The organism is Taklimakanibacter albus, assembly GCF_016595235.1.
In the GTDB taxonomy this organism is placed as follows: Bacteria; Pseudomonadota; Alphaproteobacteria; order Rhizobiales; family Aestuariivirgaceae; genus Taklimakanibacter; species Taklimakanibacter albus.
The window spans coordinates 1716845-1738051 of sequence record NZ_JAENHL010000007.1 but is presented as its reverse complement, the minus strand read 5'-3'; the positions used below and the strand labels follow the sequence as shown (position 1 = coordinate 1738051).

At 62.8% G+C, this 21207-nt stretch carries 23 protein-coding genes; 13 read left to right on the top strand and 10 right to left on the bottom strand.

Features of this window, described 5'->3' with window-relative positions; genetic code table 11:
* Positions 1-21 precede the first annotated feature (21 nt).
* Positions 22-1329, top strand: coding sequence for a type III glutamate--ammonia ligase (gene glnT, locus JHL16_RS19780; protein ID WP_200186559.1), 1308 nt, complete (start codon positions 22-24; stop codon positions 1327-1329).
* Here the strand turns inward: glnT and JHL16_RS19775 are convergent.
* Positions 1326-2117 carry an NAD(P)H-dependent oxidoreductase gene (locus JHL16_RS19775; RefSeq protein ID WP_200186558.1) on the bottom strand — a complete coding sequence of 264 codons (792 nt, stop codon included), beginning with the start codon at positions 2115-2117 and terminating at the stop codon, positions 1326-1328. The genes glnT and JHL16_RS19775 overlap by 4 nt on opposite strands.
* 84 nt (positions 2118-2201) lie before the next feature.
* Here JHL16_RS19775 and JHL16_RS19770 point away from each other — a divergent pair, with 84 nt between their 5' ends.
* Positions 2202-3122, top strand: a complete 921-nt coding sequence (locus JHL16_RS19770; RefSeq protein WP_200186557.1) for a LysR family transcriptional regulator — start codon at positions 2202-2204, stop codon at positions 3120-3122.
* Between the two features lie 2 nt (positions 3123-3124).
* Here the strand turns inward: JHL16_RS19770 and JHL16_RS19765 are convergent, their stop codons facing one another.
* The 4 genes from JHL16_RS19765 to JHL16_RS19750 all read right to left on the bottom strand — a co-directional run bounded on the left by JHL16_RS19765 (position 3125) and on the right by JHL16_RS19750 (position 7010).
* The gene (locus JHL16_RS19765; protein WP_200186556.1) at positions 3125-4138 is read right to left on the bottom strand and encodes a LacI family DNA-binding transcriptional regulator; all 1014 of its coding nucleotides are present in this window, start codon (positions 4136-4138) and stop codon (positions 3125-3127) included.
* A gap of 17 nt (positions 4139-4155) precedes the next feature.
* On the bottom strand, positions 4156-5031 hold the full coding sequence (locus JHL16_RS19760) for a phytanoyl-CoA dioxygenase family protein (protein WP_200186555.1): 876 nt from the start codon (positions 5029-5031) through the stop codon (positions 4156-4158).
* A 99-nt stretch (positions 5032-5130) separates the two neighbouring features.
* Positions 5131-6057 carry an SMP-30/gluconolactonase/LRE family protein gene (locus tag JHL16_RS19755; RefSeq protein ID WP_200186554.1) on the bottom strand — a complete coding sequence of 309 codons (927 nt, stop codon included), beginning with the start codon at positions 6055-6057 and terminating at the stop codon, positions 5131-5133.
* Positions 6054-7010, bottom strand: coding sequence for a GlxA family transcriptional regulator (locus JHL16_RS19750; protein ID WP_200186553.1), 957 nt, complete (start codon positions 7008-7010; stop codon positions 6054-6056). Before JHL16_RS19750 ends, JHL16_RS19755 begins: the two co-directional genes overlap by 4 nt.
* A 91-nt stretch (positions 7011-7101) precedes the next feature.
* Here JHL16_RS19750 and JHL16_RS19745 point away from each other — a divergent pair, with 91 nt between their 5' ends.
* The 4 genes from JHL16_RS19745 (at position 7102) to JHL16_RS19730 (ending at position 12409) form a co-directional block, all read left to right on the top strand.
* A complete protein-coding gene (locus JHL16_RS19745) occupies positions 7102-8352 on the top strand; it encodes a sarcosine oxidase subunit beta family protein (RefSeq protein WP_137858971.1) in 1251 nt (416 codons plus the stop codon).
* A gap of 226 nt (positions 8353-8578) precedes the next feature.
* On the top strand, positions 8579-8869 hold the full coding sequence (locus JHL16_RS19740) for a sarcosine oxidase subunit delta (RefSeq protein ID WP_200186551.1): 291 nt from the start codon (positions 8579-8581) through the stop codon (positions 8867-8869).
* Positions 8869-11808 (top strand): sarcosine oxidase subunit alpha family protein, encoded by a 2940-nt coding sequence (locus tag JHL16_RS19735; RefSeq protein ID WP_200186550.1) that lies wholly within the window; start codon positions 8869-8871, stop codon positions 11806-11808. The genes JHL16_RS19740 and JHL16_RS19735 overlap by 1 nt, the downstream gene beginning before the upstream one ends.
* Positions 11801-12409 carry a sarcosine oxidase subunit gamma gene (locus JHL16_RS19730; RefSeq protein ID WP_200186549.1) on the top strand — a complete coding sequence of 203 codons (609 nt, stop codon included), beginning with the start codon at positions 11801-11803 and terminating at the stop codon, positions 12407-12409. Before JHL16_RS19735 ends, JHL16_RS19730 begins: the two co-directional genes overlap by 8 nt.
* A gap of 18 nt (positions 12410-12427) precedes the next feature.
* Here the strand turns inward: JHL16_RS19730 and JHL16_RS19725 are convergent, their stop codons facing one another.
* Positions 12428-13111 (bottom strand): TetR/AcrR family transcriptional regulator C-terminal domain-containing protein, encoded by a 684-nt coding sequence (locus JHL16_RS19725; protein WP_200186548.1) that lies wholly within the window; start codon positions 13109-13111, stop codon positions 12428-12430.
* Between the two features lie 128 nt (positions 13112-13239).
* On the opposite strand from JHL16_RS19725, the gene JHL16_RS19720 reads away from it, so the two are divergent.
* On the top strand, positions 13240-13728 hold the full coding sequence (locus tag JHL16_RS19720; RefSeq protein WP_200186547.1) for a RidA family protein: 489 nt from the start codon (positions 13240-13242) through the stop codon (positions 13726-13728).
* A gap of 20 nt (positions 13729-13748) precedes the next feature.
* Here the strand turns inward: JHL16_RS19720 and JHL16_RS19715 are convergent, their stop codons facing one another.
* Positions 13749-14951, bottom strand: coding sequence for an MFS transporter (locus tag JHL16_RS19715; RefSeq protein WP_200186546.1), 1203 nt, complete (start codon positions 14949-14951; stop codon positions 13749-13751).
* Positions 14952-15102: 151 nt separating this feature from the next.
* Here JHL16_RS19715 and JHL16_RS19710 point away from each other — a divergent pair, with 151 nt between their 5' ends.
* From JHL16_RS19710 to JHL16_RS19700, 3 genes are all read left to right on the top strand, one after another.
* Positions 15103-15243 (top strand): hypothetical protein, encoded by a 141-nt coding sequence (locus JHL16_RS19710; RefSeq protein ID WP_200187238.1) that lies wholly within the window; start codon positions 15103-15105, stop codon positions 15241-15243.
* A gap of 23 nt (positions 15244-15266) precedes the next feature.
* A complete protein-coding gene (locus JHL16_RS19705) occupies positions 15267-16481 on the top strand; it encodes an NAD(P)/FAD-dependent oxidoreductase (protein WP_200186545.1) in 1215 nt (404 codons plus the stop codon).
* Between the two features lie 100 nt (positions 16482-16581).
* Positions 16582-16758, top strand: coding sequence for a hypothetical protein (locus JHL16_RS19700; protein ID WP_171028627.1), 177 nt, complete (start codon positions 16582-16584; stop codon positions 16756-16758).
* A gap of 95 nt (positions 16759-16853) precedes the next feature.
* Here JHL16_RS19700 and JHL16_RS19695 read toward each other — a convergent pair whose 3' ends face one another.
* Complete coding sequence (locus JHL16_RS19695; protein WP_137858979.1) at positions 16854-17069, bottom strand: hypothetical protein; 216 nt, start codon at positions 17067-17069, stop codon at positions 16854-16856.
* A gap of 187 nt (positions 17070-17256) precedes the next feature.
* Between JHL16_RS19695 and JHL16_RS19690 the strand changes: the two genes are divergently transcribed.
* From JHL16_RS19690 to JHL16_RS19680, 3 genes are all read left to right on the top strand, one after another.
* On the top strand, positions 17257-17439 hold the full coding sequence (locus JHL16_RS19690) for a hypothetical protein (protein ID WP_348647237.1): 183 nt from the start codon (positions 17257-17259) through the stop codon (positions 17437-17439).
* A gap of 138 nt (positions 17440-17577) precedes the next feature.
* A complete protein-coding gene (locus tag JHL16_RS19685; protein ID WP_200186543.1) occupies positions 17578-18885 on the top strand; it encodes an HWE histidine kinase domain-containing protein in 1308 nt (435 codons plus the stop codon).
* Complete coding sequence (locus JHL16_RS19680) at positions 18882-19376, top strand: MgtC/SapB family protein (RefSeq protein ID WP_246770983.1); 495 nt, start codon at positions 18882-18884, stop codon at positions 19374-19376. Before JHL16_RS19685 ends, JHL16_RS19680 begins: the two co-directional genes overlap by 4 nt.
* A 6-nt stretch (positions 19377-19382) precedes the next feature.
* On the opposite strand, the gene JHL16_RS19675 is transcribed toward JHL16_RS19680, so the two are convergent.
* Both JHL16_RS19675 and JHL16_RS19670 read right to left on the bottom strand, forming a co-directional pair.
* Positions 19383-20558, bottom strand: coding sequence for a pyridoxal phosphate-dependent aminotransferase (locus JHL16_RS19675; RefSeq protein WP_200186542.1), 1176 nt, complete (start codon positions 20556-20558; stop codon positions 19383-19385).
* Positions 20559-20696: 138 nt separating this feature from the next.
* On the bottom strand, positions 20697-21059 hold the full coding sequence (locus JHL16_RS19670) for an SPW repeat protein (protein WP_200186541.1): 363 nt from the start codon (positions 21057-21059) through the stop codon (positions 20697-20699).
* Between the last annotated feature and the right edge of the window lie 148 nt (positions 21060-21207).

The window sequence follows — 21207 nt, the reverse complement described above, 5'->3', positions numbered from 1 at the left end:
GGTTGGAAACAGGAGACCTTCATGGCCGGCGATCTGGCTAAATTCGCTAAAGACAAGAAAGTAAAATTCTTCCTCTTCAATTTCACCGACCTTTTCGGCACGCAGCGCGCCAAGCTCGTCCCGGCCGAAGCGGTCGCCAGCATGCAGAAATCGGGGGCGGGCTTCGCGGGCTTCGCCACCTGGCTCGACATGACCCCGGCGCATCCGGATATTTTCGTGATGCCGGACGCGTCGTCGGTGATCCAGTTGCCGTGGAAGCCGGAAGTGGCATGGGTCGCGGGCGACCCGTGGATGGAAGGCAAGCCCGTCGCCCAGGCGCCGCGCAACGTGCTCAAGAACCTGCTCGCGAAATGCGGCAAGCGTAACATGAAGCTGATGGCGGGCGTCGAGCCTGAATTCCATCTCATCAATGCCGATGGCTCCACCGTCTCCGACCCGCGCGATACGCAGGAAAAGCCCTGCTATGACCAGTCGGCGGTGATGCGTCGCTTCGACGTCATCTCCGAGATCTGCACGACGATGATAAATCTCGGCTGGGGCCCGTATCAGAACGACCATGAAGACGCCAACGGGCAGTTCGAGATCAACTGGAACTTCAACGACGCGCTGACGACGGCCGACCAGCTGTCCTTCTTCAAATTCATGGTCAAGTCGATCGCCGAGAAACACGGGCTCCGGGCCACCTTCATGCCCAAGCCCTTCGTCAACCTCACCGGCAATGGCTGCCATGTCCATATCTCGGTGTGGGACAATGCGCGCAAGCGCAACCTCTTCCACGACAAGAAGGGCGATCTCGGCCTGTCGCCGCTGTGCTACAACTTCCTCGGCGGCCTGATGCATCACGCCGAAAGCTTCGCCGCCATCACCAATCCGACGGTGAACAGCTACAAGCGCATCAATGCGCCGCGTACCACGTCCGGCGCCACCTGGTCGCCCAACACGGTGACGTTCGGCGGCAACAACCGCACCCATATGGTGCGCGTGCCGGATGAAGGCCGCGTCGAGCTGCGGCTGCCCGACAATGCCGCCAATCCCTATCTGCTGATGGCGGTGATCCTGGCGGCGGGCCTGCACGGCATCGACGAGAAGATGGATCCGGGCAAGCGCCTCGACATCGACATGTATGCCGAAGGCCACAAGGTCAAGGGCGCCAAGAAGCTGCCGCTCAACCTCCTCGATGCGATCCGCAATTTCGAGAAGGACACATATATCCAGGACGCGCTCGGTGCCGAATTGTCGTCGGCCTATGTCAAGCTCAAGACGAATGAGTGGAACCAGTTCTGCCGCCATCTCACCCAGTGGGAGCGCGACACGACGCTGGACTGCTAGTTTCCTGCGCCATTGATATGTAGCGCGAAGCCGTTTGCGCCCGGGTCTTCAAGGTCCGGGCGCAATTGCATTTTCGGGATGAGGTAGTCACCGCCATTCTGCCGGCGATAGGCGATCGGCGCCGTGGTCGCGAGGGTGCGCATCCGCTCGCGCAGCTGTTCGGCGGCCGTTGTGAAGTCGGCCGCACTGAAACGGTCGACGCGGTAGACGACGTGGGGTGGCAGCACCTCATAACCCGGATAATAAAGAATGCCGTGATTGATCGGGAACAGCAGATCCTCGATCGGCCCGTTGACGCCGCGCGGCGAATAATGCTCCTCCCAGCCGCCGGCGGTCACGATGAGCATCGCGCGCTTGCCGGCAAGTGTCCCCTCGCCATAACGATCACCCCAGCGCGCCTCGCTGTGCTCGCCGACGCCATAAGCAAAGCCATAGGCGAAGACTCGGTCGACCCAGCCTTTCAGGATCGCCGGCATGGCGAACCACCAGAGGGGGAATTGGAGAATCAAGACGTCGGCCCAGAGGAGCTTGTCGATCTCGGCTTTGACATCCGGGGTCAGCGTGTTGCCGTTGAAGGCCTGCTTGGATGCCGCGACCGGTATGAGCCGCTGATCGTCAAGGAGGGCGGGAAAGTCGGTGCGGTCGACCTCGGATTTCCAGCCTTCGGCATAAAGATCGCTCACCTTCACCTCATGACCTTGCGCCACGAGTTCGGCGACCGCGACGTCACGGAGTGCGCCATTGAGAGAACGAGGGTCGGGATGGGCGAAGACGAGCAGAACTTTCATGAGGGGATCCTTTCTAGCCCCCTCAGCTAGGCGCCCTCCGAATAATCCGCTAGATAGGCATAATGCATAAGATTGTGCCGAATAATGGATAGATCAGATATCACGCTCGACCGGATGCGCAGCTTCGTCCGGGTGGCCGAGCGCGGCAGCCTCTCGGCGGTGGCGCGCGAGCAAGGGGTCGGACAGTCGACCATCACCCGGCAGATCGCCGAGCTCGAAGACGCCGTCGGCGTGCCGTTGCTCAGCCGGACGACAAGGCGCGTCACTCTGACCGATGAGGGCCGGCGCTATTACGCCAATTGCCTGCAGATCCTCAGGCTCGTCGACCAGGCAAGCGACGACGCCCGCGGCGCGCAAGGCGCCGTCGCCGGCACGATCCGCATCTCGGCGACCGCCGCGCTCGGAATCCGACATGTGAGCCGGCTGATCTTCGCCTTCCAGGACATTCATCGCGATATCGGCATCGATCTCAATCTCACCGACGAGCGCATCGACCTCGTGCGCGAGGGCGTCGATATCGCGCTGCGCCTCGGACCTCTGGACGACAGCTCGCTGAAGCTCAGAAGCCTCGGCCGATCGCAACGCCTGCTCGTGGCATCGCCGGACTATCTCGGCAGGCGAGGGCGCCCGCTCGTGCCGGAAGATCTCGCCGCCCATGAGGGCATCCGTCTGTCGAATATCGCGGGCAGCGACAAGCTCACGCTGTCGGGGCCGGATGGCGCGCATCATCAAGTGGCCTTCAAAGGACGCTTCGTCGCCGATCATGGACTTGCCGCGCGTGAAGCGGTCGCCCAGGGACGTGGCATCGCCTCCGCGCATCGCTGGCTGATCGATGATCTTCTGGCCACGGGAAAGCTCGAGCCGGTTCTGCCCGACTACAGACCCTCAGCCGTGCCGCTCAGCATGTTGATCGTGCCGGAACGGGCAGGCATCGCGCGGGTGCGGCTGCTGGCCGACTTCCTTGCCGAGGAAATTGCCCGGCTGCCGGGCATCGAGAAAAATTAGCGTTACGCGTCCTCGAGGGGAGCCCGGCAGGACTGTCGGATGACCAGCTCGGGCGCCAGGACAACGCGGCAGGGATCCTCCTGGAGGCCGCCAACGCGCAGCTTCAGCCGCTCGATGGCGGCTTCCGCCAGTGCGTCGATCGGCTGGCGCACCGTCGTCAAAGTCGGCGTGAAGGCCGCCGCCCAGGGAAAGTCGTCGATCGCTATGATGGAGACATCACGCGGCACGGAGAGCCGCATCTCGGCTACGGCCTGCATGGTCCCGATCAGCATCTGGTTGTTCGCCACGAAGATCGCGGTGGGCCGCGGCGCGCTTTGCAGCAGCGCGAGTCCCGCCTCGCGCGCCGACGCCACATGGAAGTCGCCGCGCTTCACGTGATCCGCGCCGACGGAAAGACCTTTGCCCTCGAGGACCGTCGTGAAACCGACGAACCTCTCGTGGCTCACGAAACGATGCGGCGGGCCTGCTATGGTGGCGATGATCCTGTGACCAAGCGACAGGAGATGCGAGGTCGCCAGCGTGGCGGCCATTCGATTGTCGAGGACGACGGTGTCGACCGCCATGCCGGGCGGCGCATTGTCGGCGGCCACGAGCGGCATTCCGGCCGCGAGGCGGCTGAGATTCATGCAATCCTGCTCGCCGCCGCACGGAATGACGATGGTGCCGGCCACCTGATGCGAGCGCATGAGCGCGATCAATTCCACCTCGCGCGCCACCTGGTCGTCGCTGACGCCGAGAAGCACGACAAAACCCGCCTCCGCCGCCCGTCGCTGGATGCAATGAACGAGCTCGGTAAAGAACGGATTGGTGATGTCAGGGACGATAAGACCAATGAGGCTGGACGTGCCGCGCTTCAGGCCGCTGGCCATGGCGTTGGGCGCATAACCTAGCTCTCTGATCGCGGCTTCCACTCTCTGCTTGAGCTCGTCGCTGACGAAGCTGCGACCTGAAAGAGTGGAGGAGACTGTGGCAACGGAAACACCCGCAAGCTTCGCCACATCCTTCATGGTCGCCATAGAGATGTCTCAACGTGTCAATTCCACCAGCCCTTTTGCTCTTTCTTCGGTTGACGCGCAATGCCGTCGCCCGGCTTGGGTGGTTCGATCTCGAGCAGATAACGTTGCACCAGGCTCATGCGGTTGTAGAGCTCGGGCGTCAGATAATCGAGCTGCAGGAGCTGTTGCGGCAGATCGCGCCGCGTATAGGTCAGATGCAGCATGCGGCGCGGTTCATCGGTCTTCTTGAGCGTTCCGGCGTGCCACATGGATGAGTTGCAGATGATGGCCGAACCGGCGGGGGCTTCGACGAGCACCTCGCCCGGATAGGGCGCGGAGAGATCTTTCGGGATGCGCGCCTCTTCACCGGGGTCCAGCGGTGTGGGCTCCCAGTCGCCGATATTGGCATAAGGCACGTTGATCGGCGCCCAATAATGCGATCCGGGCACGATGCGGGTCGGCCCGTTGTCGAGCGTCATATCGTCGAACATGATCATGGAATTCACGACCCACCAGTCATCGGTGAATCTCTTGGGGACATCCACATGCAGATCCTGGTGACCGTAGCCTTTCACGGGGTCACGAAGATTGGCGCCATGGACCTTGATCTCGCCCAGCGCATAGGCCGATACGGCGAGAACCTCAGGAACCCACAGGCATTTGTCGAAGGCATCGGTCTTGTTGAAGATGTTGGAGATGCGGCGGGCGCCAGGCTCGACATGTACTTCATGGCCGCCGGTTTCTCTTTCCTTGGCGTGCAGACGCTCGAAGGCGTCACGCATCTGCGCGCAGTCTTCCCGTGACAGGGCATTTTCGACGACGATGTAGCCCTGTTCATCGAACTGCTGTTTCTGGGCGTCCGTGATGGTCGAGGCGGTGACGCCGAGCTCACGCAGGGCTTGCTTGGTATACATGCAATTCTCCCTTTTTCAGCCGAAGCTGGCATGAATTAAACGTTTAGCTAAACGTTTCGTCAAGGGGGATTTTTCGGGCGACTTCACCCAATATTGGAATTACACGCAGGGATCGAAGTTCAGGCGATGGCCCGGACGCGGCCAGGGTCGGCTGACGAGCCGGCCGGTGCTCGACAAAGTGATATACGCCGTCTTCAGCTCGGCGCCGCCGAAGCAGATATTGGTGCAATAGGGATCCGGCATGGCGATGAACTCGACAAAGGTGCCATCGGCGCCAATGACATTGATGCCGCCAAGGACCAGTGACGCCACGCAGACAGTTCCGTCCGCCTCGACAGCGAGAGAATCGAAGGACGTGTAGCCGGCTGGGCCCGCCAGATGGCGGCCGCCATTCTCATGCGGCGGTATCTTGTGGATGACGCCCGGCGCTGCGATGTCGAAGGCCCAGAGATGGCCGGTGCGCGTCTCGGCGACATAGACGCTCTGCTCATCAGGCGACAGGCCGACGCCATTGGGCATGATCATCGGCTGGACGAGCTCGCGGATGAGACTGCCATCGGTCTTCGCATAATAGAGACCGCCCAGATCGACATCGCGAGGACGTCTTTTGCCATGGTCGGTGAAATAGAAACCGCCATGCCGGTCGAAGACGAGGTCATTCGGGCCTTTGAGCGGACGGCCGTCGCAGCTGGTGTAAAGCACCTCCACCTTGCCGGTCCCGATATCGATGCGCTCGATCCAGCCACCCTTATAGTCATCGGGCTGGCCGGCAGGCACGAGCCGGCCGTCCACCGTCTTCCAGGCGAAGCCGCCATTGTTGCAGACATAAAGATGACCGTCGGGTCCGAAAGCCGCGCCATTCGGTCCACCTCCCGGTGTGGCGATCACGGTCTTGCGGCCGTTGCGATCGATACGCGTCACGCAGCCTCTGGCGATTTCCACCACGGCGATGGCGCCGTCCGGCAGCATGACCGGGCCTTCGGGAAAAGCGAGGTCCGAAGCAATTTCGGTCAGAAGAGAGGTCATCCGCGCTCCGCTCTCGGCGACATGCCGGTCTCGGCCTTGTAGCAGGTCGAGAAATGGCTGGCATTGGCGAAGCCGCAGGCAATGGCGATCTCGGTGATGGTGAGGGCCGAATGGCGCAGAAGCTCGCCCGCCGCCTCGACCCTCAGGCCGCGATAATGATCGGTGAAGCTCTTGCCCAGATACCGGGCGAAAAGCCGGTCGAGCTGGCGGGTCGACAGGCCGATGCTCTTCGCCACGGTATCGCGGTCGAGAGGCTCGCTCAGATTGTTCTGCATCAGCTCGAGCGCGGCGATCAGTTCGCGGCGGTGGATGCCATAACGCTCGCCGACCGAGGTGCGTTGCGGCCCGCCGCCCGGATGGATGTCCGTGTGCAGGAACCAGTCGCTGGTCCGCATCGCCAGCGCGGTGCCGTGCCGCTCGGCGATGAGCGCATGCATCATGTCGAGTGGCGCCACGCCGCCGGCACAAGTCACCCGGTTGCGGTCGATCACATAACGCGCCCGGCTCAGCGACAGATCGGGAAACTCCTCGGCAAAGGCCTGCGCATGTTCCCAGTGAATGGTCATGCGGTGGCCGGCCATGATGCCGGCGCGGGCGAGGATGAACGGCCCGCCCGAGACGCCGCCCATGCGCACGCCCCTTTGCGCAAGGCGCCTCAGCCAGGCGAGGGTGGGGCGATGCGTGAACTGGGCCGGATTGCCGCCGGCGCAGACGAGGAGCAGATCGAGATCGAGATCGTCGCCGACACGGGCCGAGCAGGGCAAAGTCGCGCCGCAGGAGGACGTGACGATCGGCTCCTTATGCGTGATATGAACCCAGCGATAAAGCTCGCGGCCGACGAAATGATTGGCGGCGCGCAAGGGCTCGATCGCCGAAGCGTAGGACATCAGCGCCAGCCCCGGTATGACCAGGAAGCCGATGGTCTGGGGTAAAACTTCGCTTGCGGACGCCATGTCTCAATCTTATCAGAATTTGTCTCCAGGAGACAAGACAGTCCCGCATCCTCTGTCACACTGCCGGCACCCAACAGAGGTTTCGACGCTCGTGCGCTATTCCGTCTTCTCGCTCCTCAAGAATTCATTCTCCGGCCACAAGAACTGGGCGCCCGCCTGGCGCGAGCCGCAGCCGAAAAAGGAATATGACGTCATCATCGTCGGCGGCGGCGGCCATGGTCTCGCGACCGCCTATTACCTCGCCAAGGAGCATGGCATCACCAATGTGGCGGTGCTGGAGAAGGGCTGGCTCGGCTCCGGCAATATCGGGCGCAACACGACGATCATCCGCTCCAACTATCTGCTCGTCGGCAACAACCCGTTCTACGAATGGTCGCTGAAATTGTGGGAAGGCCTCGAGCAGGACTTCAATTTCAACGCGATGGTGTCGCAGCGGGGCGTGCTCAATCTCTATCACTCCGATCCGCAGCGCGACGCCTATGCCAGGCGCGGCAATGCGATGCGGCTCGATGGAGTCGATTCCGAGCTCCTCGACCGCGAGGCGGTGCGCGAGATGGCGCCTTTCCTGAGCTTCGACAATGCGCGCTTCCCGATCATGGGCGGCCTGCTGCAGCGACGTGGCGGCACCGTGCGCCATGACGGCGTGGCCTGGGGCTATGCGCGTGGCGCGGATTTGCGCGGTGTGGACATCATCCAGAATTGCGAAGTGACCGGCATCCGCATCGAAAACGGCAAGGTCCAGGGTGTGGAGACCAACAAGGGTTATATCGGCTGCAAGAAGCTGGGCTTGGCTGCGGCCGGCAATACCGGTGAAGTCGCGGCGATGGCCGGCATGAAACTGCCGATCGAAAGCCATGTACTGCAGGCCTTCGTGTCGGAAGGCATCAAGCCTTATCTCGACACCGTCATCACCTATGGCGTCGGGCATTTCTATGTGTCGCAGTCGGACAAAGGCGGCCTCGTCTTCGGCGGCGATCTCGACGGCTACAACTCCTATGCCAGGCGCGGCAACATGCCGACCGTCGAACATGTGATCGAGGCGGGTGTCGCCATGATCCCCGGCATCGCGCGCATCCGCGTGCTCAGATCCTGGGGCGGCATCATGGACATGTCGATGGATGGCTCGCCGATCATCGACAAGACGCATGTCGACGGCCTCTATCTCAATTGCGGCTGGTGTTATGGCGGCTTCAAGGCGACGCCGGCGTCGGGCTGGTGCTTCGCGCATACGATCGCCAAGAACGAGGCGCATGCGCTCAACGCGCCCTATCGCCTCGACCGGTTCCGGCGCGGCTACATGATCGATGAAAAGGGCGTCGGCGCCACGCCCAATCTGCACTGATGGCCATGGACGCGGTTTCATACATTTCTTCTCCCTCCGCCGCGCGTAGCGCGGGGAGGGTGGCGCGCGCCAGCGCGACGGGTGGGGTATTTCCGCAAGCGCGGTCTTCCTCACTTCTGCAAGACCTTGCCAGCGGCATTACCCCACCCGACCACGGCTTCACCGTGGCCACCCTCCCCGCCTTCGGCGGCAGAGGGAGATTCAGCTCGATGAGGAACGCCTTTCCATGCTGATCAAATGTCCCTATTGCGGCCCGCGTCCGTCGGAAGAATTCACCATCCTCGGTGATGCGTCGGTCAGGCGGCCCACCTCCAATGATCCCGCCACGATGGATCAATGGTTCGACTATGTGTATCTGCGCGATAATCCCAAGGGCCGATACAAGGAATACTGGCATCATGGTGGCGGCTGCCGCTCCTGGATCGTCGTTGATCGCGACACCCAGACCCATGAAATCTTCGGGACGCAAGCGGCGCGCGACGTCACGCTTGCCGAGAACAAGAAGGGCAACTCCTGATGGCCGGCTTTCGTCTCGCCAAGGGCGGTCTCATCGACCGCTCCACCACGCTCGACTTCACCTTCGACGGCAAGAGCTTCAGCGGCCATCCGGGCGATACGCTGGCTTCCGCCCTCATCGCCAATGGCGTCCATCTCATGGGGCGCTCGTTCAAATATCACCGCCCGCGCGGTGTGATCGCGGCGGGTGCGGCCGAGCCCAATGCGCTGGTCGAATTGCGCGACGGCGGACGCAAGGAAGCCAATACCCGCGCCACGGTGATCGAGCTCTATGACGGGCTCAAGGCCCGCAGCCAGAACCGCTGGCCGTCGCTCAATTTCGACATCGGCGCCATCAATTCCCTCGCCGCGTCCGTTTTCGTCGCGGGCTTCTACTACAAGACCTTCATGTGGCCGAAGAGCTTCTGGGAGAAGATCTACGAGCCGCTCATCCGGCGCGCCGCGGGCCTCGGCTCCGCCACGCATGAAGCCGATCCCGATAAATATGAGAAGTCCTACGGCCATTGCGACCTCCTGGTGATCGGCTCGGGGCCTGCCGGCCTCTCGGCGGCGCTCACCGCCGGTCGTTCCGGCGCGCGGGTGCTCCTCATCGATGAAGGCTCGCGCCTTGGCGGCTCGCTCCTCAATGAAAATGAAGAAATCGGCGGCGTCGCCGGCTTCGACTGGGCGCAAGCGGCCATTGCCGAGCTGGCCAGCCTCGCCAATGTCACGCTGATGCCGCGCACCACCGTCTTCGGCGCCTATGACGGCAATGTCTTCGGGGCGCTCGAGCGGGTGAACGATCATGTGCTGGCGCCGTCGCCCTTCGAGCCGCGCCAGCGCTACTGGAAGATCATGGCCAAACGCGCGGTGCTGGCGGCGGGCGCCGAAGAGCGGCCGATCGTGTTCGGCGGCAATGATGTGCCGGGCGTGATGCTCGCCTCCGCCATGCGGACCTTCGCCAATCGTTATGCGACGGCTTCCGGCAAATCGGTCGTCGTCTTCACCAACAATGATTCCGGTTACCGTACCGCGCGCGATCTCAAGGCCAAGGGCGTGCATGTCGAGGTGATCATCGATTCACGCAAAGACGCTGCCGCCGAAGCTTCTGGCATTCCGGTGCTGAAGGGACGCTCTGTCAGCGATGCCACGGCCGGCAAGATCGTCTCGGGTGTCGAGCTTTCCGATCATACCCGTATCGCCTGTGACACGGTGGCGATGTCGGGCGGCTGGAGCCCGGTCGTCAATCTGCTCTGCCATAAGGGCGCCAAGCCGGTCTGGAACGACAAGCTCCAGGCCTTCCTGCCGTCCAATGGCGATGCGCAACTGGTCGCCGCCGGCGCGGCCAATGGCGCCATGCTGCTCTCCGAAGCTTTAAACGAAGGCGCTGAAAAGGCGGCCAAGGCGGTCGGCGATCTCGGCTTCACGGCCAAGGTGGATGTCCCCAAATGCCGCGACGAGGCCTATAAGATCGCGCCGCTCTGGTGGGTGAAGGAAAGCCATGGCAAGGCCTTCGTCGACTATCAGAACGATGTCACGCCGAAGGATCTGCCGCTCGCGGCGCGCGAAGGCTACAGCTCTATCGAGCTCGCCAAGCGCTACACGACCGCCGGCATGGCGACGGATCAGGGCAAGCTCGGCAATGTGAACGCCATCGCCATTCTCGCTGAAGCGGCGGGCAAGAGCATCGCCGAGATCGGCACCACCACCTTCCGCCCCTTCTATACGCCGGTGGCTTTCGCCGCTTTCGCCGGCCCGTTCACGGGCCATCACTTCATGCCGACGCGCAAGACGCCGCTGCATGACTGGGCCGAGGAGCTTGGCGCCGTCTTCGTCGAAACCGGCCTGTGGCTGCGCTCGAGCTGGTTCCCGCTGCCCACTGAATCCGGCTGGCTCGATCCGGTCATCCGCGAAGTGAACGCGGCGCGCCAGAAGGTCGGCATCTGCGATGTCTCGACGCTCGGCAAGATCGATGTGCAGGGGCCCGATGCGGCCGAGTTCCTCAACCGGCTCTATTGCAACGGCTTCGCCCAGCTCGATGTCGGCAAGGCACGCTACGGCCTCATGTTGCGCGAGGACGGCATCGTCATGGATGACGGTACGACCTCGCGGCTCGCAGCCGATCATTTCTTCATGACCACGACCACGGCGAATGCCGCCAAGATCATGACGCATATGGAATTCTGCCATCAGGCGCTGTGGCCCGAGCTCGACGTGCAATATGTGTCGGTCTCCGAGCAATGGGCGCAGATGGCGGTGGCCGGGCCTAAAGCGCGGCCGACATTGCAGAAGATCGTCGATGACGTGGTCCTCGACGACATCACCTTCCCCTATCTCGCGGCGAAGGAGATCAGCATTCTCGGCGGCATCACCGCGCGCCTCTTCCGCATCTCGTTCTCGGGCGAGCATGCCTATGAGCTGTCGGTGCCGGCGGACTATGGCAATCTCGTCGCCCGTGCGCTGATGCAGGCGGGCGAGGAGTTCGGCATCACGCCCTATGGTGTCGAAGCTCTGTCGGTCATGCGCGTCGAAAAGGGCCATGTGGCGGGTGGCGAGCTCAACGGCACGACGACGGCCGACGATCTCGGCCTCGGCCGCATGATGTCGACCAAGAAGGACTATATCGGCCGCATGATGGCGGGGCGCGAAGGCCTGACCGCGAAGGACCGGCAAGTGGTCGTCGGCATCCGGCCGGTCGACAAGGCCGACCGCATCCGTGCCGGCTCACATCTCCTGAAGAAGGACGACAAGCCGTCGCTGGCCGGCAGCCAAGGTTATATCACGGCCGTCGCCTATTCGCCGACGCTCGGCTATTGGCTGGGCCTCGCTCTGTGCGCCAATGGCCGCCAGCGCCATGGCGAGATCGTCAAAGTCTTCGACGGGATACGCAACATCCACATGTATGCCGAGATCTGCGATCCCATGCATTACGACAAGGAGAACAAGAAGCTCCATGCCTGACACCGCCATTGCCATCAAGCGCGTCTCGGCTTTGGCCGATATCGCGGTCCAAGGCCGCTTCGGCGCCGACAAGGGCGCCCCCGGCGTCACCTTCTCGGTGCGCCATCCGGCGTCGATCGTCACCGTCATCGCCCGCAAGGACAAGTCGGAAGCGCTCAGCAAGGCGGTCGAGACCGCCTACAGATTCCCGCTTCCCGGCGTCGGTGAAAGCGCGGGCAAGAACGGGCTCGCCTTCCATTGGTGCGGGGCGGACCAGTATTTCGCCATTGCCGAAGGCAAGGCCGAGGCTGAGCTCTATCGCGAACTCAAGACCCGCTTCGAAGGTCTGGCGTCCTGCTCGGACCAGAGCCATGGCCGCGTCATCATCCGTGTCGTGGGACCAAAGGCGCGCGCGCTTCTTTCCAAAGGCACGCCGATCGACCTGCACGCTTCCGCTTTCGGGCCCGGCAAGTCGGCCATGACCCAGATGGCGCATGTCGGCGTTCATCTGATCCAGACCGGTGAGGATGCGTTCGAGCTGTCGGTGTTCCGCGGCTTCTCGGAGAATTTCTGGGAGTGGCTGACCGAGCAGGCGGAAGAATACGGCTATCAGGTCTTGTGAAGGTGAGACGATTCCACCTCATTTCGGAGAAAGGCCGTCGAGCAGGAAGCCGAGACCTTTGCGGAAGGCGCCATTCCAATCGTCATCCAACAGCAAACGGGAGCGTTCGATCGTCGGGTAACGCTCGCTGAGACGGGTCAGGCGCTGCTGCGCGGCGGCCCTGTCGTCGTCCGAGACGTCGAAGCTCGCCCGGGTGATGGTGGCGCCCATCACATAGTTCCACAGCGACCATATCGCAGCGTTCAGATTGGTGTCCGCCACACCGGCCCTGGACAAGATCTGGCTCAGCCGTTCCAGGCGACTGAGGATGTTGGGGCCGAGCACCCGGCGCGGCAATAAAGATGCCGACCAGGGGTGGCGCAGCATGCTGGCGCGCCAGTCCTCGAGCATATGAATAGCCTCCCCGCGCCAGTCCTGCGGCTCATTGCCCGGTGGTGACGCGCGATAGTCGAGCACCGCGTCGAGCGCCAGATCAAAGACATCCTCTTTCTTGTCGACATGCCAATACAGGCTCATCACGCCCGCACCGAGACGATCGGCCAGCCGACGCATCGTCAGTCCCTCGATTCCCTGAGCATCCAGCAATTCCACCGCGGTCGTAACGATACGTTCGCGCGAGAGAGGCGGTTCCTGCACCGGCGGGGGCCGCTCGCTTGTCCGTCGTGTCCGTTTGCTCCGGGCGCCGCTATTTTTGGCTGCCATCCGTCTTCCTCGCTGTTCAGGACATCGATTTTGGCCGGCAATGCATCGAATGTCGATCTCGAAGGATTGACTCGTACAAAGTACTATACGATAACTCGTACATTGTACGACAAATATCGGATGTGACCATGTCTCACGCACTCAAACATCTGCTCATCGGAGGGCTCATCATCATGAATCTGGGAAATCCCACAGCGGCCCTGGCCAATGAGAACGATCTCAAGCTCACCATCGTCAACCCGAAGACCCTCTACGACCCGTCACCGAATGGCTACAGCACGGCGGTGATCACACCCCGCGGCGCCCGGGTGGCCTATATCTCCGGGCAGGGCAGCCAGGACAGCACGGGAGCCCTGTCGCCCGATTTCGCCGTCCAGGTCGAGCAGGCCTATGCGAATTTGGGCGCCGCCCTCGACGGGCTCGGCGCCAAGCCGGACCGTGTCGCCAAGCTCACGGTCTTCGTGGTCGATCACGACATGTCCAAGCTCGAGGTGCTGACCAGGAACGTCAAGAAGATGTTCGGCGATGCGTTGCCGGCGCAGACCCTGGTCCCCGTGCCCAAGCTCGCGGTAGACGGCATGTTGTTCGAAGTGGAGGCCGTCGCGGTCGTCGATTAAATCGACCCGCCAAACATGCGCTAGCGAAGTACGTGCATGGCGGGAAAGCGACGTAAGAGCGCCGTCAGCAGCAAAGCGAGGAGGGCGGCGATCGCCACCGGCCAGGCGGCGGCGGGCCAGCCGGCGGCATCGACGGCAGCGCCGACCGTCACCGGACCGACGACCTGGCCGAGATTGCTGCCTTGAACGATGAGGCCGAGCGACATGGGAGTGAGGCGCGGCTCAGCCGCCAGAAGCGGGGCCGTCGTCATCGCGGTCGCCGGCAGGAGGCCGCCGACGCCGGAGAACACCAGGCAGAGCAGGAAGATGAGGAAAGGCGGCAGAGGCGCCAGAAAGATGGCGATGCCCGCACTGCCCATCACGACAAGGGCGATGGCGAAGAGCAGCCAGCGCGCCACGAGATTGCGCCCGAGCAGCGCCCCCGCCGCGAGATTGCCGAGAATGTTCACCGCGATGACGAGCGCGCTCAGAAGTCCGGCCAGACCCGGCGACACCAGCATGCGCGCGCCGAGCAGGATAGGCAGGAAGCTCGCCAGGGCGAAATAGAGCAGGCTGTAGAGCGTGAAGACCAGAGCGATGAGGACCGGACCGGCGCTGGTGAGGGTGGTCCAGGCGTCGCGTGCGAGCGCCGCCAGCGGCTGGCCGGTTCTGCTGGTCTCGCGGGGAATGAGGAAGGCCAGGAGCAAAGTGAGAAGGATCAGCCCGACATTGGCGAGCCAGAAGCCGCGCCAGCCGGAGAGGGCAGCGCCGCAGATGAGCGCCAAAGCCATGCCGGCCGGCATATAGGTGCTCCACAGGCCGAAGACGAAATCGCGATCCGCCGCCGCCACGATGCGCCGCAGGAGCGCCGGCGCGGCGACCGTGGTCAGCAGAAAACCGATGCCTTCGATGGTGCGACCGACAAGGAGAAGGGCGAAGCTTGCCGCCAGCGCGCTCATGAGGCTGCCGAGGCCCAGCACGGCGAGACCGAGGAGACAGGTGAAACGGTCGCCGAAGCGATTGACCGCCATGCCGGCGGGGATGCCGAGAAAGACGCCGAGAAAGGCGAAGACAGAAATCACCCAGCCCGCCGCTTCGAGGCCGAGCGTGAAGTCGACACGCAAAGCCGGCAGCGCGATGATTCCCTTGCCGACCTGCAAGGCGGCGACAACACCCGCCGCGACAACGATCGCGACAGCGCGCCAATCCGTGGCTGGTGATTGTCCTTCCGATAGTACGGCCATCAGTGCCCCTGGTCCCTTGAGACGGGATACTGCGATTGCGCCTCCCGTTCTCCAATGAACAGTTTCGCATGCCGCCCATGCGAGATGGAGGAAAAAGCGTCAGGCTGTGGGCCCTATGGAACCATGGGCGAATCCCAGTCGTTGTGACCCTATGGATCAACAACCCCTCGAAAAATCCGCAACCGAAGCGCGCCAGGCGGTCAAGGTCGGACCGATGCGTTATGTGCTTGGTCTCGGCATCGCTGGAGCTCTCCTCGGCCTTCTCCTCGCGTGGCTGTATCTCTCAACCTGACTTCACACCGCTAGGGGAACGCCTTGACAACCCGAAAGAGGCAGCTGCGCAACGGCCGGAGTCTGTGGCTCGCTTATCCGGCGCCGCGAATAAAGACCGTTTCAGCCGCAGGCGGGAAGACAGCGGATGTGCTCATCATCGGGGCCGGCATAAGCGGCGCGTTGATCGGCGAGCTTCTTGCGGCGCAAGGCTATTCCGTCGTCTTCATCGACCGGCGCGGTCCTATCCTGGGCTCGACACCGGCATCCACCGCTCTCGTCCTCTACGAAATCGACATGCCGATCATCAAGCTGCGCACCAAGATCGGCGAGGAAAAAGCCATCCGCGCCTGGCGGCGCTCGAAGCTGGCGCTCGAGAATCTGCGTCACCGCACGGAGTATCTGGGCATCAAATGCGACATGGTGCAGCGTGACTCGCTCTATCTGGCTGGCGACATGCTGGGTGAACGCAGTCTCGCCCGCGAAGGCGAAGCGCGCCGAAGCGCTGGATTCGAGTCCGTCTTTCTCGATCGTGCTCATCTGCGGAAGGCCTATGGCATCTCGCGTCCAGCGGCCCTTCTCTCGTTCGGCAATCTCACTCTCAATCCGCGAACGCTCACGGCCGGTTATCTGCAAGCGGCGATCGCCAGAGGGGCAAAAGTGATTGCCCGCGATGAGGTGACGGCACTTTCCGAGAGCAGGTCGGGCGTGAAGGCGGTCACCAAAAGCGGCGGCACGATCAAAGCGCGTATGGCGATTTATGCGTCGGGATATGAGTTGCCGAAGGTGGTGCGGGACAAGTCCCTGCATATCGCCTCCACTTTCGTCATGGCGACCCGACCGCAGAAGCGAAGGCTCTGGCCTGGCGAGACATTGATCTGGGAGGCTTCCGATCCCTATCTCTATCTGCGCACGACGCCTGACGGGCGCATCATCTGTGGTGGTGAAGACGAGGACTTCGGCGATGAGGAGAGGCGCAACGCCATGCTTGTGGCGAAGGTCTCCCAGTTATCCGCGAAGTTGGGGCGGTTGTTTCCGGGCGTGGATACGACGCCTGATTTCGCCTGGTCGGCCAATTTCGGCGCCAGCGCGACGGGCCTTCCAAAGATCGGGCGCTTGCCTGGACATAAACATGTCTATGCCGCCCTCGGTTATGGCGGCAACGGAATCACCTACAGCCGGCTCGCGGCGGAACTGATCTCGACCGAGCTCAGCGGCAAATCGGATCCTGATGCCGGTCTCTTCAACTTTCACGCGTGAGCGCCAGTTGCGCGCCCCCAGGTGTCAATTCGCCAACATGGAACCATTAACACGCGGAGGTGTTATCTCAAGTGACTCACAATGCGACCAGGAGAATTTCATGAACCGTGACCAAGACAACAAGCAGCCGCGCGATGGACAACAGCAGCAGGGCAATCCGACACCGCGCCCCGGGCAGGATCAGCAGGGTGGCGGCACCCGCAATCCGGGTCAGCAGCAGCAGCAGAATCCCAATGTGAATGACGAGAACAAGGGCGGCGCGGCGCCGGCCAAATAAAGCGCAGATTCAAGTCCCTTCTCGAAGGGGACTTTATAATGGGCGGGTGCTCGACCGGGGCGCTCGCCCATTTCCATTGGCGGAAACGCCGGCGGCTAAGCCGCCTGCGGGTCGAATTCGATCGCCCGGATGCGGCCACTCCCGTTCATCACCGCCATCATGATGTCCTCGAGCGTGAATGGCTCGTCAGGATGAGATCGCCGGATTCGCTGGGCCGCCTGGTAGACATTCACAATGCCATGATGATTTTCGACGTCGTCCAAGAATCTTTGGATGGCGTCCCTGATGCCGGGTGAAAGCTTCACTGTCATGGGACCAACCTTTCATGGCGGTGAAGCTACGCTCTTCGCACCGGAATGCAATTCCACAAAGGCAAATAGACAGTGAGTTGGTCAGGGAACTCACTTCGCATTCTGTGCGTTATTTGAGCACTAGGCAGCAAATGAGTAAGAGGTGCACGGGATGAATGCGAGGCATAGATCGATACGCCTTCAGATCATGCTGGATAGCGCGGAAGTGGCGGCGCTCGATGATTGGCGCTTCAACAGGCGCATGCCGAGCCGGGCGGCGGCGGTGCGCGAGATCATCCGCAGAGGACTTGCCGCCGAGGGTTTCGCGATCGCCGTCGCGAACCGCAAATCGGCCGATTACGGCATCATCGACAAATCTGGAGAGGATTGAGCTTTACTCCATGAGAAACAGTCTGATACGAGATCAGCATCCGCACCGGGGCGGATCTTTGCTGCGCAACAAACGACTTCAAGAACAGGCTCAAGAGCGTTTCAGGGGTTTTCCGTGTGGATCGATAAAAGGTTGCCGATGCTTCGGCGCCACCCCCGGTATGGTGTATTCTTCAGTGCCGGGCTTGTTGCCTCGGTCGTCGTGCTGAGAGCCATCTTTCCCGATCTTCCGGCCTTCCTGCCGCTTTACCCGGTGGTGCTGCTCAGCGCCTTCATCGGCGGCAGAAATGGCGGCCTCCTTGCCTGGGTGGCCTGCACGGTGCTCGGCGCCTATTATTTCTCGCAGACCGACGGATTTCCCGGCAACTGGGGCTATCTGACCATCCTTGGTTTCGCTGGCGTCTGCGCGCTCATTGTCTTCATCGTCGATCTGCTCGACCGGGCAATCCAGCGCCTTGAATTCGAGCGCAAGCGGCTGGAGCTTGCACTCAAAGCCGCCAATCTGGCAGCCTGGGAGATCCCTCCGGATGGCCGCCTGCGGTGGGACGAGAATTTCTATCACATGATCGGGCTCCATCCCGGCAAGGAGCCGCCCTCGACGGAAAAATTCCTGGCCATGGTTCATCCCGACGACCGGGTCCGCATGTTCGAGGCGCGCAGCCGCATGAACCAGGGCGAGTTGCCGGCGCAGAAGGAAGAGTATCGTCTCACGCGGCCGGACGGCCGGATGATCTGGCTGGAGAATTATCGCGCCGCCGTCAAAGGATCGGGTCAACATTTCATCGGCATCACGCAGGATATCTCTTCGCGCAAGCATTATGAGCGGCGCATCAAGGGGCTGATGCGCGAGCTCGCGCATCGGGTGAAGAACCAATATGCGGTGATCCTGGCCATGGTGCGCGAGACGAACAAGCAGGCGCGCACGCCGCAGGAATTCGAGAGCCTCATCCAGGCGCGCATCACTGCATTGGCCCGATCGCACGATCTGCTCGTGCATGGCGAATGGGAATCGGCCGATCTCGAGAAGCTTCTCGTCGCACATGTGGAGGCATTCGGGCTGGCGGACCGCCTGCAAGCACAAGGCCCAAGCGTCGCCTTGTCCGCGATGGCGGCGCAATATTTCGGCATGGCGTTTCATGAGCTCTGCACCAATGCGGTCAAGCATGGCGCCTTCTCCGTGCCCGATGGGCTTGTATCGGTACGCTGGGAGATCGTTGTGGATGCGGCGCAGGAGAATTTCACGCTCACCTGGCGGGAAACGGGCGGGCCGGCGCCACAGCAGACCGACAATCCGGGCTTCGGATCGAAAGTGCTCCATCAGCTGATGCCGACGGCGATCTCCGGATCATCGGAGACCGAGCTGGCGCCGAACGGCCTCATCTGGCGGGTGAAAGGGCGGCTTGCATCGCTGCAGTCGGACGATGACGAGATGAGGGGGGCGCCATGATGCCGACCATCGATTTTGCTCAGATCCTGGCCCATATAGCGGCTCTCGCGGCCGCTTATCTGCTGGCTCTCCCGATCGGCTGGGACCGGGAGAAAGAGGCCCGCAGCGCCGGCCTGCGCACCTTTCCGCTGGTGGCCCTGGCGAGCTGCGGCTTCGTCCAAGCTTCGGAATCGCTGATGACGGATGCGCCGCAGGCCACCGCCTATGTCGTCAACGGCCTGATCACCGGCATGGGCTTCATCGGCGGCGGCGCCATTCTCAAACACGGCGCCTCGGTCTATGGCACGGCGACCGCTGCCAGCCTGTGGGCCACCGGCGCCATTGGTGCTGCGGTCGGGCTTGGCAGCTACGAGGTCGCCATCACCATCGCGCTCATCACCTTCCTGACCCTCAAGCTGCTGCCGCTCTTGAAGGATGAGGACGACGACGCGGACAGCCCGGCGCCGGCCAAGTCAGCCGCCAAGAAAGCGCGCAAGCGTCCGCAAGAGTAGTGTTGATCAGCCGATCTGTTCGGCGAGGCGCCGGATCCTTTTGCTCGCTTCGGCGATCTGTGTTTCATCGACGGTCAAAGCGACGCGCAGATGGCCGGCACCGCCTTCACCGAAGCTTTCGCCCGGCATGGTGACGACGGCCTCCTCGGCCAGCAGCCGGCGGGCGAAGTCGTCGCCCGAGAGGCCGGTCTTGCGGACATCGACCATCACGAACATGCCGCCTTCCGGCATGCGCGCTGAAACGGTCCGGGCGCCAGCCAGGCCGGCGATGAGAGTGCGGGCGCGTTTCTCGTAATCGACCTTCATCTTCTCGACTTCGGGGAAGTAGTTGTCGAGCGCGAAGGCCGTGGCGTCCTCGAGGAAGGGTTGCGAGCCGAACAGCATGGTCTCGGAAAACGGCAGCACGCGCTCGCAGAACTCCTCGGACGCGGCGATCCAGCCACAGCGGAAGCCCGGCATGGCATGCGACTTCGACACCGAGGAGACGACCACGGTGCGTTCTTCGAGCGCGGCATCGTCGAACGGCGACACGAAGACGGTGTTGCCATAGGTGAGCGTCGCATAGACCTCGTCGGAGACGATCCACAGATCGTGCTTGCGGCATAACGCGCCGATGCTGGCGATCTCATCGGCGGTGAAGACGGTGCCGGTGGGGTTGCCGGGCGTGTTGAGCAGCAAAGCCCGGGTCCTGGGCGTGATCTTCTTCGCCAGATCCGCGGGGCTCAGATGGAAGCCGCGATCGGGATCGGCGCGTACCGGCACCGGGATGCCGCCGGCGGCGGCGATGACGCCTTCATAGGTCGCGTAATAGGGGTCGGGCAGCAGCACCTCGTCGCCGATATCGATGAGACCCATGAAGGCGACAAACAGAGCCGTCTGGGTGCCGGGCAGGAACAGGAACTGACTCGGCGCCACATGGCGGCCGGTGCGCTTCGAATACATCGCCGACAACGCCCGCAGGACCTGCGGCTCGCCGCGGCCGTTGGAATAGCGCGTGCGGCCCGCGCGCATCTGCCGCTCGGCGACGTCCATGATCGCTTCGGGCACTGCCGCGTCAGGCTCGCCGATCGAGAGAAAGATCAGCTTCTCGCCCTTCGCCTCGCGCTCCTTGCCCTCGATATGAACAGCCCACTTCTCGGAGCCCAGGCCCTGGAGCCGCTCCGTGATCTTCGCATAACGCATGATGGTTCCTCGATACGGGCCGGCTTTGTAGAGGATATCCCGTCAAAGTTGAAGGCTTGACGATTAGTGCCGTTCGGCAGTGTCGAGGCAGGATTGATCAACAGAGGGAATGCCGGTGGGGCGGCATTCCCTCCTCATTCACATGGCACGGTGCGCGGTGGTGGGCTCCATCGCCGACCAGATCGCGAGCGCGCCGACGATGGCGCCGACGATGATCTGGTTCCATGTCGCGTAGAATTCCGTGCCGAAGCCCAGCAGGAAGGGCGACACGATCAGCCAGCAGCCGAGCGCCGCCTCCACCCATTCCTCCCATTTATTGAAGGCGATGAGTGCCGCGGCCGCCGCCACAGCGATGACCACGCCGACCGTCCAGGCATTCCATGTCGGGGCCTCGATGAGCCTGAAATTCAGCGCCCATGGCGAAACGATGAGCCACAGGCCCAGAACCAGGTTCACGGCGTCCTTCCATTGGGCCGTCAGCCTTTTGCCGATATTGACCATGACAAACTCCTCGGCGTCGCGCGAGCCCTGTCAAACGAGAACCGCGAACGCCCGTTGCTCGTTCTCCGGTCCGGCGGGCCGCCAAGGTCTGGAGCTCACGCCCGCGGCCTTGGCGCGCAGGAACAGATGGCTCTGCCAGATAAGGTGG

Bases quoted from the DNA above. Each gene is read 5' to 3' on its own strand.
- glnT (WP_200186559.1), top strand. From the start codon at position 22: ATGGCCGGCGATCTGGCTAAATTCGCTAAAGACAAGAAAGTAAAATTC.
- JHL16_RS19775 (WP_200186558.1), bottom strand. From the start codon at position 2,117: ATGAAAGTTCTGCTCGTCTTCGCCCATCCCGACCCTCGTTCTCTCAAT.
- JHL16_RS19770 (WP_200186557.1), top strand. From the start codon at position 2,202: ATGGATAGATCAGATATCACGCTCGACCGGATGCGCAGCTTCGTCCGG.
- JHL16_RS19765 (WP_200186556.1), bottom strand. From the start codon at position 4,138: ATGGCGACCATGAAGGATGTGGCGAAGCTTGCGGGTGTTTCCGTTGCC.
- JHL16_RS19760 (WP_200186555.1), bottom strand. From the start codon at position 5,031: ATGTATACCAAGCAAGCCCTGCGTGAGCTCGGCGTCACCGCCTCGACC.
- JHL16_RS19755 (WP_200186554.1), bottom strand. From the start codon at position 6,057: ATGACCTCTCTTCTGACCGAAATTGCTTCGGACCTCGCTTTTCCCGAA.
- JHL16_RS19750 (WP_200186553.1), bottom strand. From the start codon at position 7,010: ATGGCGTCCGCAAGCGAAGTTTTACCCCAGACCATCGGCTTCCTGGTC.
- JHL16_RS19740 (WP_200186551.1), top strand. From the start codon at position 8,579: ATGCTGATCAAATGTCCCTATTGCGGCCCGCGTCCGTCGGAAGAATTC.
- JHL16_RS19735 (WP_200186550.1), top strand. From the start codon at position 8,869: ATGGCCGGCTTTCGTCTCGCCAAGGGCGGTCTCATCGACCGCTCCACC.
- JHL16_RS19730 (WP_200186549.1), top strand. From the start codon at position 11,801: ATGCCTGACACCGCCATTGCCATCAAGCGCGTCTCGGCTTTGGCCGAT.
- JHL16_RS19725 (WP_200186548.1), bottom strand. From the start codon at position 13,111: ATGGCAGCCAAAAATAGCGGCGCCCGGAGCAAACGGACACGACGGACA.
- JHL16_RS19720 (WP_200186547.1), top strand. From the start codon at position 13,240: ATGTCTCACGCACTCAAACATCTGCTCATCGGAGGGCTCATCATCATG.
- JHL16_RS19715 (WP_200186546.1), bottom strand. From the start codon at position 14,951: ATGGCCGTACTATCGGAAGGACAATCACCAGCCACGGATTGGCGCGCT.
- JHL16_RS19710 (WP_200187238.1), top strand. From the start codon at position 15,103: ATGGATCAACAACCCCTCGAAAAATCCGCAACCGAAGCGCGCCAGGCG.
- JHL16_RS19700 (WP_171028627.1), top strand. From the start codon at position 16,582: ATGAACCGTGACCAAGACAACAAGCAGCCGCGCGATGGACAACAGCAG.
- JHL16_RS19695 (WP_137858979.1), bottom strand. From the start codon at position 17,069: ATGACAGTGAAGCTTTCACCCGGCATCAGGGACGCCATCCAAAGATTC.
- JHL16_RS19690 (WP_348647237.1), top strand. From the start codon at position 17,257: ATGCTGGATAGCGCGGAAGTGGCGGCGCTCGATGATTGGCGCTTCAAC.
- JHL16_RS19685 (WP_200186543.1), top strand. From the start codon at position 17,578: ATGCTTCGGCGCCACCCCCGGTATGGTGTATTCTTCAGTGCCGGGCTT.
- JHL16_RS19680 (WP_246770983.1), top strand. From the start codon at position 18,882: ATGATGCCGACCATCGATTTTGCTCAGATCCTGGCCCATATAGCGGCT.
- JHL16_RS19675 (WP_200186542.1), bottom strand. From the start codon at position 20,558: ATGCGTTATGCGAAGATCACGGAGCGGCTCCAGGGCCTGGGCTCCGAG.
- JHL16_RS19670 (WP_200186541.1), bottom strand. From the start codon at position 21,059: ATGGTCAATATCGGCAAAAGGCTGACGGCCCAATGGAAGGACGCCGTG.